Origin of the sequence: Enterococcus infantis (assembly GCF_049166715.1) — a bacterium.
GTDB classification, from domain to species: Bacteria; Bacillota; Bacilli; order Lactobacillales; family Enterococcaceae; genus Enterococcus_C; species Enterococcus_C leclercqii.
The window spans coordinates 35061-48330 of the sequence record NZ_JBMHFB010000007.1 but is presented as its reverse complement, the minus strand read 5'-3'; the positions used below and the strand labels follow the sequence as shown (position 1 = coordinate 48330).

The 13270-nt window shown below is 43.9% G+C and carries 13 protein-coding genes and 1 other annotated feature (1 of these 14 running past the window's edge); all 13 genes read right to left on the bottom strand.

Annotated features, from left to right (window positions below; translation table 11 throughout):
* Window positions 1-46 (bottom strand) — a binding site (T-box leader); it reaches 167 nt to the left of the window's first position.
* The 13 genes from ACOMA8_RS09505 to ftsL all read right to left on the bottom strand — a co-directional run bounded on the left by ACOMA8_RS09505 (window position 39) and on the right by ftsL (window position 13263).
* Window positions 39-806: a DivIVA domain-containing protein gene (locus ACOMA8_RS09505; protein WP_161899434.1), complete on the bottom strand. Its 768-nt coding sequence runs from the start codon at window positions 804-806 to the stop codon at window positions 39-41. (Overlaps the previous feature by 8 nt.)
* Window positions 807-845: 39 nt before the next feature.
* Window positions 846-1628 (bottom strand): YlmH family RNA-binding protein, encoded by a 783-nt coding sequence (locus ACOMA8_RS09500; protein ID WP_421370287.1) that lies wholly within the window; start codon window positions 1626-1628, stop codon window positions 846-848.
* A gap of 33 nt (window positions 1629-1661) precedes the next feature.
* Entirely contained in the window at window positions 1662-1955 is a 294-nt protein-coding gene (locus ACOMA8_RS09495) for a YggT family protein (protein ID WP_161899432.1), read from the bottom strand.
* Window positions 1956-1966: 11 nt separating this feature from the next.
* Window positions 1967-2530, bottom strand: coding sequence for a cell division protein SepF (locus ACOMA8_RS09490; RefSeq protein ID WP_421370285.1), 564 nt, complete (start codon window positions 2528-2530; stop codon window positions 1967-1969).
* 93 nt (window positions 2531-2623) lie between these two features.
* On the bottom strand, window positions 2624-3298 hold the full coding sequence (locus ACOMA8_RS09485) for a YggS family pyridoxal phosphate-dependent enzyme (protein WP_421370283.1): 675 nt from the start codon (window positions 3296-3298) through the stop codon (window positions 2624-2626).
* Between the two features lie 16 nt (window positions 3299-3314).
* The gene (gene ftsZ, locus ACOMA8_RS09480) at window positions 3315-4553 is read right to left on the bottom strand and encodes a cell division protein FtsZ (RefSeq protein ID WP_161899430.1); all 1239 of its coding nucleotides are present in this window, start codon (window positions 4551-4553) and stop codon (window positions 3315-3317) included.
* Between the two features lie 24 nt (window positions 4554-4577).
* A complete protein-coding gene (ftsA, locus tag ACOMA8_RS09475; protein WP_161899429.1) occupies window positions 4578-5903 on the bottom strand; it encodes a cell division protein FtsA in 1326 nt (441 codons plus the stop codon).
* 150 nt (window positions 5904-6053) lie between these two features.
* Window positions 6054-7106, bottom strand: a complete 1053-nt coding sequence (locus ACOMA8_RS09470; protein ID WP_421370280.1) for a cell division protein FtsQ/DivIB — start codon at window positions 7104-7106, stop codon at window positions 6054-6056.
* A gap of 31 nt (window positions 7107-7137) precedes the next feature.
* Window positions 7138-8232, bottom strand: a complete 1095-nt coding sequence (gene murG, locus ACOMA8_RS09465) for an undecaprenyldiphospho-muramoylpentapeptide beta-N-acetylglucosaminyltransferase (protein ID WP_421370278.1) — start codon at window positions 8230-8232, stop codon at window positions 7138-7140.
* A gap of 42 nt (window positions 8233-8274) precedes the next feature.
* Window positions 8275-9645 carry a UDP-N-acetylmuramoyl-L-alanine--D-glutamate ligase gene (murD, locus tag ACOMA8_RS09460; RefSeq protein ID WP_421370276.1) on the bottom strand — a complete coding sequence of 457 codons (1371 nt, stop codon included), beginning with the start codon at window positions 9643-9645 and terminating at the stop codon, window positions 8275-8277.
* 13 nt (window positions 9646-9658) lie between these two features.
* Entirely contained in the window at window positions 9659-10621 is a 963-nt protein-coding gene (gene mraY, locus ACOMA8_RS09455; RefSeq protein ID WP_161899426.1) for a phospho-N-acetylmuramoyl-pentapeptide-transferase, read from the bottom strand.
* A 32-nt stretch (window positions 10622-10653) separates the two neighbouring features.
* Window positions 10654-12861 (bottom strand): penicillin-binding transpeptidase domain-containing protein, encoded by a 2208-nt coding sequence (locus tag ACOMA8_RS09450; RefSeq protein ID WP_161899425.1) that lies wholly within the window; start codon window positions 12859-12861, stop codon window positions 10654-10656.
* Window positions 12862-13263, bottom strand: coding sequence for a cell division protein FtsL (ftsL, locus tag ACOMA8_RS09445; protein WP_161899424.1), 402 nt, complete (start codon window positions 13261-13263; stop codon window positions 12862-12864).
* Between the last annotated feature and the right edge of the window lie 7 nt (window positions 13264-13270).

The following is a 13270-nucleotide window of genomic DNA, read 5'->3' as shown; positions in this document are numbered from 1 at the left end:
GCTCGCTGAAAAGTTACCTGCGACTTTTCTGTTTTACTCTAGTTTTTTTCTTCAATCTTGTTCAACAATTCTTTGGCATCATCCAAAGTATTGACTTTGATAGGTTCTTTGTCTTCCGGTTTAGGAACAGCAACCACTTTTTCAGAAGCTTCTACAACTTCAACGCCACTTGCAGTCGGTTCTGAATCCGAGTTTACTTCAGAGTCATCGCTATTGTCAAGGTCTTTTGCCACCAGTTCCTTGAATACTTCATGGCCGTCCTGCACATAGCTGGAGAATGGTTTCAAGATTTCATCCCATTCCGGACTCTTCACCTGCTCCAATTGGGATTGCAACATCAGTGATAGATTTTGATGGAAGACGCGGGTCTTGGTCTTCAAATCATTGGTTTCTGTCGCCAACTGACGGGCATTGACTGTTGCATCGTTCAAGATTTCCTTCGCTTTTGCCTCCGCCGCTGTCGTCAATTCGTGGGCGCGTTTTTCAGCAGTAGCCACCATTTCGTCCGCTTTATTTTGAGCCGATGTGATGATCACTTCAGACTCCTTGCTGGCAGATGTTTTGACTTTGTCCGCTGTATCTTGGGCCACGATGATGGATTGGTTCAATGCATCTTTCAACTCATTGAAATATTCCAACTTTTCTTCAGCGTGTTTTAGCGCTTTTTCCATCTCACGATTTTTTTGAACGGCTGTTTCATAATCCCGTCCGACCAAGTCTAGAAAATCATCGACTTCATCTTGACTGTAGCCCCGCATTTTCACGGAAAAACTCTTGTTATTGATATCTAATGGAGTTAATGCCATAGTTATTACCACCTTTATCGTTAGTTAGTTGTTTGCTCTTTATTTCCGCAAAACCCCTAGGGAGAGACGGATCTTTTCTTTCTTAGTCACACCTTCGATATCTTGAATCTGGATGCGACCAAATCCTCGGATTGAGACGATATCCAACAAATCCAACATAAAATCTGGGCGAGTCTCCTCAGTCCAGTTGACCTTGATTTTTCCAGATTCGATAAGCTGTTTTGAACGTTGACGAGAAATATTGTAAACACTGGAAATCACGGTATCCAAACGAAGTGAGCTGACGGTTTCTTTCTCGGCAGTCCAAGCATCCAAAGGTCGAATAATTGCTGTATACGGCCGTTCTTCTAAACGCACCGAAATTTTGCCGATCTTATCTACCTGCAGCTGAACATAAGAGGCTACCTCTTTTGCTACAAAGAATTGCCAAGTTTCCCCGTCACTAATGATGTCACCGAAATATTCCCGCTTGACGCCGGTTCCCATCAATGTTCCCAATACACGACCATGGCCTAATGTTGCAAACTTGGTAGGATAATTGATCTCAAACAGCTGAATATCGAATTCTTCTTCATTTGGTTCGTAATAATCAGGATAAATGAGACAGCGCCTCCGTTCAGCTGCCTGATAGCCGCCGTAAAACCTAAACTTAAGGTCGCTTTCCTGACGGATCAATGTCTCTGTGATATACGCTTGTCTAGGATCCAAAAAATCGGTTAGATAAGGTGCATATTGCATCTGCACCTGCTCAACCCAATCTGCCACCAAATCAATAAAGGGGCGTTCTTCATTGCGAAAGTGCTGATACACATTTGCATTCAAAGAAAATCACCCCTTTCTCTTTCATTTTCACGATCAGCCGCCGTAAAGAACACGAACAGCCAGATTCCACAGCAGCTGATAAATCAGCCGTCCCCCCAAGTTCAAAACCAAAATCGCGGCCATAATACTGAAATCCACCGGACCAAAAGTCAATGGCAACTTGCGAAATAAGTTTAAAAACGGCTCACAGATTTTGGCCAAAAACCGTCCGATACCTGATTCATAACCTCCAGGCATCCAAGACAACAGTGCATAGATAACCAAAATCATCGAATAAAGATCAACAGCCTGTATAAATAAGTTCAACAGATTGAATATGATGGTCATTTCCTCCTAAATCAGACTTCAAATACATCGGCTGCCTCGCCATACAAAGAAGCGGCACCCTCGATTTCGACATCTTTTGGTGTGCATAGGAAGATTTCGTCTCCCACCCGTTTGATATCGCCATCTTGGGCATAGACTGTACCTGTCAGAAAATCAACGATTCGTCGTGCCTGGTCTTCTTCCACTTTATGGAAATTAATCAAAACTGCTTCACCATTCAACAAACGCTTAGCAATTGTTTGGATCTCATTGTAGTTACGAGGTTCCAAAATGGTGATTTTTCCGGCAGCAGCCAGACTTTCACTACGGCTGCGGCTGGGGTTACGTTTGACATTTTGTACACGGCTAGGCTGGTGGATCGACACAACTTTTTCTTCCTGTACCGGTGCAACAGTTTCTGATGGTATTTGGTACTGTTGATTCTCACTAACTTTGACTTTCTTTTGCGGCATTGACGCAGCTGGTTCAGCAACTGCTTTTTCAGTTGTTTCAACAGCTGCCGATGCTACCTCGTATTCAAAGGCTTCTTCATCAGAAAGACCAAAAAAATCAGCGGCTTTACGTAAAAAGTTCACTTTGGTTTCCTCCTTTTAAGTTCATCGTATCCCAACACGACACGCTACTGTTTTGAAAAAAAGTTCGGTAACCACACCGACCTTTAGATGAAGCTACTCTTTGAACAGTACGGTACCGATTCGTACAAATGTCGCACCTTCTTGAATCGCCGCTTGGTAGTCATGGGACATCCCCATACTGAGTTCTGTACATGGGGCCCAAGAGAGCTTCTGATTGTGGATTTCATCCCGCAGTTCTCGCAATCGTCGAAACAGCTGATGCTGCTCAGGCACAGTTGCCATAGCCGGGGCCATCGTCATTAATCCCACGACTTTGATTTTGTCATAGGCAGCCAACTTGGCAATGAAATCCGCAAGTTCTTCCGGAGAGATGCCTTGTTTGGAAGCTTCTCCCGAAACATTGACCTCCACAAAACACTTCAGCACTTTATTGACCCTTTTTTGAATCTCTTCAGCCAATTTTAAGTTATCTAAAGAATGCAGAAAATCAATTTCATTTACTATAGATTTTACCTTTCTCCGCTGCAAATTACCAATAAAATGCCATTGGATTTCCGGAAAATCTAAAAAAAGTTGTTTTTTTAATAAGAATTTATCGGCGCGATTCTCTGCCAAATGAAAAACTCCGGCAGCAACAATCGCCTTGGTTGCACCAGCATCAACCGACTTGGTCACTGCAACCAATGTGACATCCTCTTCAGAACGTGAAACAAGAGCACAGGACTTCTGTATCTCTTGTCGGACCTCCCGCAAGTTCTCAGAAATCATGTGCTCTGCCTCCATGTTATCGTTTGCGACGGAAGAACGGCGGTGTGCTCAATTCGTCATCGTCATTTGATTTTACTTCATCACGATTGAATGTTTCAAAATCTTTCTTTTCGATGGTTTCAAATTGGGTGTCATCCACTTTAGGGCGAACAGTTTGTTCTTTACGGATGTCCCAGTCACCGAATGCATTATCGTCTTCCGGTTGGCTCGGTTTTGCCTGTTCCATATCCAAGACTGGTTTTTGCGGAATGCTGTGGATTTGGCTTTGGCGAGTCGTGCGGGTCTTATTTTCTTTTTTTGTTGGATCAATTCCGGTAGCGATTACTGTCACGCGAATTTCATCACCAAGTTCTTCATTGATTGAAGTACCCAAGATAATGTTTACATCACCAGTCGCAGCATTTGCCACGATATCAGATGCATCTTGTGCTTCAAATAAAGTCATGTCCAAACCACCTGTGATGTTCAACAGCACTTGTTCTGCACCATCGATTGAAGTTTCCAACAATGGTGAAGAAATAGCTTTCTTCGTTGCTTCGATTACACGGTCTTCGCCAGAAGCAACCCCGATACCCATCAAGGCCGTTCCTTGATTTTCCATAACGGTTTTCACATCAGCAAAGTCCAAGTTTACGTAACCCGGTGCTGTAATCAAATCGGAAATCCCTTGAACACCTTGACGCAAGACATTGTCCGCTTCACGGAAAGCTTCCAACATCGGTGTCTTCTTGTCTACGACTTCCAACAAACGGTTGTTGGAAATGATTAGCAAAGTATCTACATTTTCTTTTAATTTTGCGATTCCTTCCGCAGCAAAGCGGCCACGTTTTGGTCCTTCAAAAGTAAAAGGTCTAGTTACGACACCAACTGTCAATGCACCTAAATCTTTAGCAATTTTGGCAACGATTGGAGCGGCACCCGTACCGGTACCCCCACCCATGCCGGCAGTGATGAAGATCATATCTGCACCGTCTAAAGCTTCACGGATTGCTTCTTCTGATTCTTCAGCTGCTTTTTCGCCAACTTCTGGTTGGGAACCTGCACCTAAACCACGAGTATATTTTGGTCCTAATTGAATCACTGTTTCTGCTTTTGAATTTTTTAATGCTTGAACGTCAGTATTGGCTGCGATGAATTCGACACCCTTGACGTTTTCTTCGATCATGCGGTTGATGGCATTGCCACCGCCACCGCCGACACCGATGACTTTGATCACGGCGCCTTCATTGATGTTATTATCGATTGAGAATTCCATAATGTCTGTTTCCTCCCGGATAGATTAGTCAAAAATATTGGAAAAGAAGTCTTTTACTTTGTCTTTTACGCTTTCACCGGATTTTTCTTCTGGTTCAGTGTAATCTTCTTCAACCGCATCGTCATATTCTTCATAACGTACTTCTTGCGGAACGACTGCTTCTTGCTTGACTTGTGGTGTTGACTTTTCACCGGTAACGGCTGATTTAGCTAGGTGATAAACCTCACTCAAATTAGCAGAATAGTCTACGATACTGATTACGTTGGTAAAGACCGGATTACGCAATCCCATATGATTTGGCACATACAGTTTTACATTTGTATCAAAAATTTCTTGTGCCAAGTCTACAACACCTGGCAGGCTGGCTGCACCACCGGTAAGGACCACGCCTCCCGGAAGACTCAAGGCATCGATTTCATCCAAAACTTCTTTTGATTTATTGAAGATTTGTTCCATGCGGGCTTCGATGATTTCAGACAAATAGCGTTCGTCGATTTTCACCGGTTCGGATTTACCAATAACATCTACCGGAAACTCTTCACTAGCAGAAGTCCGTTCAGGATAGGCATCGCCATAATTAATCTTCAAGGCTTCTGCATTATTGAAGGAAGTATTCAAGACTGTCGATACATCCTTCGTGACGTACTCGCCGCCTTCTTGATTAACGTGGGTGAATTTCAGCTGCTTGTCATGCATGACAGCAGTGGTCGTTTGGCCGCCACCGATATCAATGACGATAGTACCGAAGTCTTTTTCACCGTCTGAGAGAATGCTTTCTGTCAAGGCAAGTGGTGTAATCACCATTTCATTGATGGTCAAACCAGCTTTTTCAACACATTTGCGGATATTGTGCAAGATGGTCTTCGGTCCGGTAAAGACAACACCGAACATTTCCAGACGAACACCAATCATCCCGCGAGGATCTTTGATACCTTCAAATCCGTCTACCGTGAATTCCTGTGGCAGGATTCCGATGATTTGGCGTTCAGGAGGCACAGAGCGGACCAATGCCGCAGAAGAAACGTTGCGGACATCATCATCAGTGATTTCTTTAGAATCATTGTTGACAGCAATCATGCCCTGACAGCTTTCCACTTCCAGCAGATTAGCAGGAACTCCTACACTCACGCTGCGAATTTGGATGCCGGCCTTCTCTTCAGCTTGGCGGACAGCCCGTTGGATTGCTTGAACCGTCTTTTCGATATCGACGATAATCCCGCGGTTGATCCCTTCAGACTTGGCGTTCCCGACACCAATAATATTCATTTGGTTTTCTACATACTCGGCAACAACGACTTTAACCGACGTTGTACCGATATCAAGGCCTACATACATTCCCGTTTTTGCCATGAATGGGATTCCCTCCTACAAAATAAATCCATATACGAAACAGGGCACTGAGCCCCTTGCGCTATATCATTTACATATTTGTTCACTGCTATCAATGATACCATAAATCACCGGAATTTAGAAATACGTATTGAAAATTATTTGATTTTTTTACTGTTGTGATTGCGGTTGTGTCAAACTTTCTTCAGTTGAAGACGTTGTTGTCTCGCTACTGGAGTCAGTGGTCTTTTCGTAAGGATAAGAAAAGATACCCACTTCCATGTCGATGACGCCTTTTTCCTTCATATCCTTAGCTACTTGCGGGTAATACTTCATTTGAGCTGCTAAGTTAGAAATATTGACAATTACCTGATTGCCGTCATTCATATACAGCTGCAACAATTCTGAATTACTGGAGGTAGGAGCATATTTAATCTGTGAAACTGCCTCTTGCAATTCTTGTGATAACCCATGGTAAGCCTTCAACACTCGCAAAATCATTTTTTGTTCTTTGAAATTTTCTAAAATCGGCATCTTCTCGGTTGGATTTTTCATATTTTCCTTCAAGACTACGCCATTTTCTAAAATCGGCGAATAGGAATTGGCATGCGCCAAAACAGCAACTTCCTGGTATTCTTTCACATGAATCACAAAATGATTGAAAGAATTGATCTCAACTGACACCGATTTGACACGAGGCTCCGCTTTTTTAACGGCGGCAATGTGTTCACTACGCTTGATAAATTGCGGCCAGATGTCACTGTCGGTAACAAAATCCGCCTCTTTTTCCACGGTAGCAGCAGCGACCTTTTGCGTACCAGTCACTGTGACCCCGGCCAACTTAGCTAAGGGAGAGACATAATAAATGACTCCAGCCAAGGGGATTGTCAATAACAAAATGATAATGGCCATCCGCCGATACAAGACTGTATGTCGCTGATACTTAACCTTGGGCAACCGATCAGCAAAAGACTCCGAGGTACTTGTCTTTGGACGAGTTCCAAGTTCCAGCTCTGCTTTTGTTTCAGTCGTCTTTTCTTCAGTTTCTTCTGCCTCTTGCTTACCTTCGATGATTGTAGGCGACCAGTTGGTATCTTCCCCTTTTTGCTTTTTGTACTCTAAATTCGCTTGTTGCCAAGGAGTCAGGTGGCTGAGATCTTGTGGCGACTCCGGCTTTACATCTTCTTTATTTTTTGGGTCATTGGGTTTCTTACTGATCGTCATCACCACCTTTTCTTGAACGTATATCTATTATTTATTTGACGATTTCCCTTACTAGTTGTTGCAGCCGCTCAGCTGCATCAGGAAGGCCTTCTTTTTTGGAGGCTTCTGCCATCTGTTGTCGGAGCGTTTCGTTGGACATAATTTCATCTATGGTTTGGACCAGCAACTTGCCGGTCAGCTCATCATCAGTCAACATTTTAACAGCGCCGGCTTTCACCAGACTGACAGCATTTTTTGTTTGCTGATCATTGGTTACATGAGGGCTGGGAATCAAGATGGCTGGCAACCCCAGTGCCGTAAACTCGGCAATGGATGTCGCACCAGCACGTCCGATTAATAATTGACAGTTGACCATGACTTCAGCCATTTTATCAATATAGGGGCGAAGGCTGACATTTGTCAATTGTTGCCAGTCAATTTTAGGGTTTTCTTGGATTTCTTGATAATAGCGATCACCGGAAGCATACAGCACTTGGTAGCTCTTTTTAGCAAACAGTGGGATTGCTTCTGCCATGGCTTGATTTAACTTATACGCCCCTTGACTCCCACCAAAAATCAAGACCGTTGGTTGTTGCGGTTCTAGACCATATTCGGCTAAAATTGCTGAAGGTGACACGTCAGCAACCTCAGTCGCTCGAGGATTTCCTACTAACACGGTTTTCTCTTTCGGAAAAAAGCCGGCTGCATCAGGAAAGGCCACAGCAATCTTATCGACATAGCGGCTTAAAAACTTGTTGGTAACTCCGGGGACGCTGTTTTGCTCGTGAATGATCGTAGGGACCTTCAATTTTGCGGCAGCATAAACCACCGCACCGGAAGCATATCCCCCTGTCCCAATCACAACATCTGGTGCAAAATCACTGACGATTTTTTTAGCTTCTTTGATACTTTTCAAAAAAAGCTGAATCGTTTTGAAATTCGACGGACTCAAACTGCGCTTAAAGCCTTGAATCTCTAATGTCTTGAAAGGAATACCGGTTTTCGGCAAAATTTTATTTTCCAATCCACGTTTGGCACCGACATACATAAACTCAGCCGTCGGATCATTTTTTTTGACGTATTCTACGTAGGCCAAAGCAGGATAGATATGTCCACCTGTTCCGCCACCGGTCACTAAAATTTTCACTTATTCTTCGCTCATTTCTGCATTAAAATGTCGCAGTTTTACTCACTGCAGGGCTTGTGCCAGTTCATGGACTGCCGCCATATATTTGTCGCCTCTGATTTCAAAATTCTTGTATTGATCCCAAGAAGCATTCGCCGGTGACAACAAGATGGTGTCGCCAACAGCGCTCAACTCATAAGCAAGGGGTACAGCAACTTCAGCGTTCTCAGCAAAAAGAATGGTTTCGATACCCGCTTGGGTCGCCGCTTCAGCCAGCTTGTCCTTGGTCTCTCCGAACAAGACGACAGCTTTCAGACCTTTTAAAGAAGGAATTAATTCTTCAAATCCATTGCCGCGATCCAACCCACCGGCTAATAAGATCAGCTTGCTGTGATCAAATCCGCCCAACGCCATTTCTGTAGCTAAAATATTGGTAGCTTTGGAATCATTAAAAAAAGTCCGCTCGTTGATGCGCGTCACAAATTGGGTCCGGTGCGGCACACCAGTAAAGCTGGTTAAAGCTCTTATAATTGCTTCGTTTGCGATACCTCGAGTTTTAGCTACACAAATCGCAGCCAGCGCATTTTCAATATTGTGATTGCCAGGTACACCCAGTTGCTTGGCTGCCATGATGGCTTCATCTTTGAAATAAAGAACACCTTCAGACAAATAAGCTCCTTCGACTTTTTCCTCAGAAGAAAACGGCAAAACAACCGCTTTGGTTCCTGCAGCCAACTGACGAAGTTCCGGCTGTTTCCAGTTAAGAATCAGCGTGTCAACAGCCGTCATATTCTGTTGGATATGCCACTTGGCTTTAATATATTCTTCGCGGCTGCCATGATAATCCAGATGTGCTGAAAAGAGATTGGTGATAACCGCAATCTCCGGATGAAATGCAGTGATGCCCATTAGTTGAAAGCTGGAAAGCTCCATTACCAATACATCATCTTTTGTCGCAATTTGTGCCACGCTGCTAGCTGGGAAACCGATATTGCCGGACAAACGAGCTGTCCCAACATCCATACCTTGGTTGAGGATATCAGCAGTCATGGTCGTGGTCGTGGTCTTCCCATTTGTACCGGTAATTCCGATGATGGGACACTCGCTAATTTCATAAGCCAACTCGACTTCGGTAATCACAGGGATTTTCTTTTCGATTGCGCGTTGTACCAATGGTTGATCATAGGGAATTCCTGGATTTTTCACCATCAAAGAAAAATCTTCATCTAACAATTCAATGGGATGGCTGCCAGTGATAACTTTGATCCCTAATGCCAAAAGATCTTGCGCTTCAGGGTTTTCATCAAATGGCTTTCCGTCGTTAACGGTAACAAGTGCGCCCAAATCATGAAGCAATTTGGCCGCACTGAATCCACTCTTGGCTAAACCCAGCACAAGAACTTTTTTATTTTGATAGTCTGTAATTTGTTTCATTTCCATTCAGCTCCTACAAGACGATTAAGAGTGTGATTGCAGACATAACTACTGCAATCCCCCAAAAGATGATATCGATCTTCCACTCGCTCCAGCCGCTCATCTCGAGATGATGATGGTAAGGAGCCATCTTGAAGAGACGTTTACGAGTCTTTTTGAAGTAAGTGACCTGCAGCATCACACTGGCAGTTTCTACGACATAGATCAGTCCAATCAGCAACAACGTCCACTCTTGATGAAGCAAAATGGAGATTGCCGCTAAGAGTCCGCCCAGAGCCAAAGAACCTACATCACCCATGAAAATTTTTGCCGGTTTGTGGTTGTAGGGAATAAAGCCCACCAGTCCGCCAATCACACTCAAGCAAATCAATAATACGTCAATTTGCTGTTGATGAAAAGCAATAATTCCATAGGTCGCAAAGGAAACCACGCCGAGTCCACTTAAAAGGCCATCAATTCCATCCGTCAAGTTCGTGGCATTGGAGAAACCCACCAGCCAGAACAAAACAAACAGCCCGTAAACATAGGATAAATTCAGGTCAAACCCGAAGACATTTAGCACATTGCTATTTCCATCCAGAAGATAGACGACATAAAAAACCACTGCGCCGGCAATCTGACCAAAAAGTTTTTGTTTCGAAGTCAGACCTTCATTACGTTTTTTAAAAATCTTGATGAAATCATCTAGGAAACCCAAAAGGCCGTAAAGCACCATGATGAACAGTAGAATAAACAGTGTCGGTGTCAGTTCATTTTGCCAAGCGGCCACCCAGACTGCCGTCAATAAGATACCAATCAAAAAGACAAAGCCCCCCATCGTTGGGGTACCAGATTTGGCTTGATGCCAATTGGGGCCTTCTTTACGGATTTCTTGGCCATAGCGTTTCATTTGAAAATAACCAATAAACAGTGGCATCACTGAAAATGTCATTGCAAAGCTACTGACGATTGGGATGATCATTTGGGTCCATTCCATGATTTAACTACTCCTCAATTTTACTACTCATTTTATTTCAGGGTAAAGGTCAGTGTCTTGCCTTCGATACGTTCATACGGCTTGATACTTTGTGCAACACAATACCCTTCTCCTTCAAACTTCACTTCAATATCAAAAAGCTTACCAATCTTCATCAAGTCCGCCTTTGACCAGCCGGTAGTATCCGGCATATAAAAATCACTGCCATCCGTTTTTAAAATCAGTTTTTCCGAAGGTAACAATTCCGTCCCGTGGGGTGTGGATTGTGCGGCCACTTCTTTTCCGGTCCCAATGACTACTGGAACCAAACCAGAGCGGCTGACATCCGTTGCTGCCGCATCCGTTCCCAGCTTACGATAATCAGCAACGTCAATTTTTTCCTCTTCTTTTTCAGAAGGCAGCGGTTCTTCGCTTTCTTTGAAATCCATTGCCCGTTTCAGCAGGGGATTTCCGATACTGCCGAAAGCTTTTTGAGACCATTTTTCAGGCTTTTTGATGGTCATGTACAAGATGTATTCCGGTTCTTCAGCCGGAATCATTTCCACGATGGAATACAAGTAATTGCTGCCGGTATCATAATAAGTTCCGGTCTCCGGGTTGTAGATCTGAGCTGTCCCGGTTTTCCCGCCGATGTTATAGCCTGGCACATCATAAACCCCGTACGCAGAGCCGTAATTAGCACTTTGTGTCACATCTACCATGTATTCCCGTACTTTTTTAGTAGCTTCTGCCGACACCGGATTGCCGACGACTTCCGTTTGGAACACTTTTTCTTTGTTGCTTTCAGGGTTGATGATTTTCGAGATGTATTGCGGCTTCAACATCTTACCGTTATTGGCGATTGCAGTAAACGCCCGCATCATTTGAAAGTTGGTAACGTTAATTGCTTGTCCAAATGAACTCATGGCTTTATCCACGACGTTGTCATTCGGCAAAGTTCCCGCATTTTCCGAGGCTAAACCAGAATAGGTACTCGTTCCAAAGCCAAAGTATTTCAGATGCTGCTGTAGTTCGTCACTCATTCGTTCTTCTAATGTGACCATCCCCACGTTTGACGACCAAGAAAGCGCCTGGCGCATGGTCAGGATTCCCTTAGCCCCTAAGTCGTGGTCGCGGATTGTAGTATCCGCCACTTTAATTTCGCCGGAAAGGAAGGTCTCATTTTCATTGAACACGCCCTGGTCAATGGCGGTGGCTACAGTCATCAGCTTCATAGTAGAACCCGGTTCATAGTGATCTTCCACTAAAATATTCATCCAATTGTCTTCAATGCCTTTCCGAGTCTCAGGATTGAAAGTCGGTCGCTGGGCCATTGAGACGATTTGCCCGGTTTTGGCTTCCACTAACATAGCTGTCATATTTTCAGGCTTGTACTCAGCAAAAGTCTCATCCATGAGACTTTCCAAATAAATCTGCAACCGACTATCCAAGGTCGTATAGATATCTTGCCCGTCTTTGGCCGGTTTTTCTTCTGCAACCGTTCCTGGCAATGGGTTTTGATAGTTGTCTTGTTGATAGACAATCTTGCCGTCAGTTCCCTTCAAGATATCGTCATAGGCCTGTTCGATTCCCATACGGCCGACAACACTTTCCTGGTTGTCTTTTGTCTCTGTGTCAGTATAGCCAATCAAGTGAGAAGCAAACGTCCCATTTGGATAGATTCGATTAGGATGGTCTTTAAAATAGACTCCCGCGATATCATCTTTGTCATCGTCTTTGTCTCCTTGAAGCAGCTCTTCAATCTTCTTCTTCTTTTCCAAGGTCAAATTTTTCGTTTCATTGCCCAACTCAATCTGATAAGCCTTGTTTTTCTTACCATTTTCCAGTGTTTTGAGCACCGTTTCTTTTTTCGAGCCCAACTGGTCATGGAGCACATCGGCAATCTTCTCGAAGTTTTTTTCTTCTGCGTATAATTTTGTTTTGCCGGAAACATAGGTATCGCTCAAGACGATATAAATCGAATACGAGGTCGCATCCTCCGCAATCACGACACCGTTGCGATCATAGATGGTCCCTCGTTTGGCTTTGACGACACGAGAACCCTGATAGAGGTTGGCCGTCATCTTTTTTAATGAGTGTCCTGCCACGTCACCCACTACAACTACATAGGTCAAGCGAGCGGCAAACAAAAAGAACAACCCAATACTCGTAGCAAACAACAGGATACCTACTTTTTTGCGATTGTTCCATGGTGTTGAATTCTTTTTTTTGAAAAAATTTCTGATTCGTTTAAAACGCATTTACTTCACTGTCCTCAAATTATCATCGTTGATCTTCAAACCGGCCTCTTCTGCAACTTCTTTAATCCGCTCTGTTTTAGAGAGCTCGGCCTTTTCTTGTTCCAGCCGTACCTTTTCCTGTCCTTGCAAACTGGTCTGGGCTTCGATTTGAGAAATTTCATGTTCCAATTGGCTAATATCGGTTCGAACATAAACTGTCAGGATTGCCAGCCCGATTACTGAAAACAGCAACAAAATTCCAATCAGTTTTTCAATTTTACTGATGCGCTTTAATCGGCGAGCCGGTGATGCGGGAATCTTGATAATATCAGGTCGTTTAGGCGGTGTTTGCACAGGCGGCTGCGGTTCATTGGTGGTGTAGTATTCATAATCAAATTCCGGCAGCTTTTTGACTTCGGCCATGTGCGAC

What these genes read in the sequence shown, in the direction of transcription:
- ACOMA8_RS09505 (WP_161899434.1), bottom strand. Translation starts at nt 806, where the DNA reads ATGGCATTAACTCCATTAGATATCAATAACAAGAGTTTTTCCGTGAAA.
- ACOMA8_RS09495 (WP_161899432.1), bottom strand. Translation starts at nt 1,955, where the DNA reads ATGACCATCATATTCAATCTGTTGAACTTATTTATACAGGCTGTTGAT.
- ACOMA8_RS09485 (WP_421370283.1), bottom strand. Translation starts at nt 3,298, where the DNA reads ATGATTTCTGAGAACTTGCGGGAGGTCCGACAAGAGATACAGAAGTCC.
- ftsZ (WP_161899430.1), bottom strand. Translation starts at nt 4,553, where the DNA reads ATGGAATTCTCAATCGATAATAACATCAATGAAGGCGCCGTGATCAAA.
- ftsA (WP_161899429.1), bottom strand. Translation starts at nt 5,903, where the DNA reads ATGGCAAAAACGGGAATGTATGTAGGCCTTGATATCGGTACAACGTCG.
- ACOMA8_RS09470 (WP_421370280.1), bottom strand. Translation starts at nt 7,106, where the DNA reads ATGACGATCAGTAAGAAACCCAATGACCCAAAAAATAAAGAAGATGTA.
- murD (WP_421370276.1), bottom strand. Translation starts at nt 9,645, where the DNA reads ATGAAACAAATTACAGACTATCAAAATAAAAAAGTTCTTGTGCTGGGT.
- mraY (WP_161899426.1), bottom strand. Translation starts at nt 10,621, where the DNA reads ATGGAATGGACCCAAATGATCATCCCAATCGTCAGTAGCTTTGCAATG.
- ACOMA8_RS09450 (WP_161899425.1), bottom strand. Translation starts at nt 12,861, where the DNA reads ATGCGTTTTAAACGAATCAGAAATTTTTTCAAAAAAAAGAATTCAACA.
- ftsL (WP_161899424.1), bottom strand. Translation starts at nt 13,263, where the DNA reads ATGGCCGAAGTCAAAAAGCTGCCGGAATTTGATTATGAATACTACACC.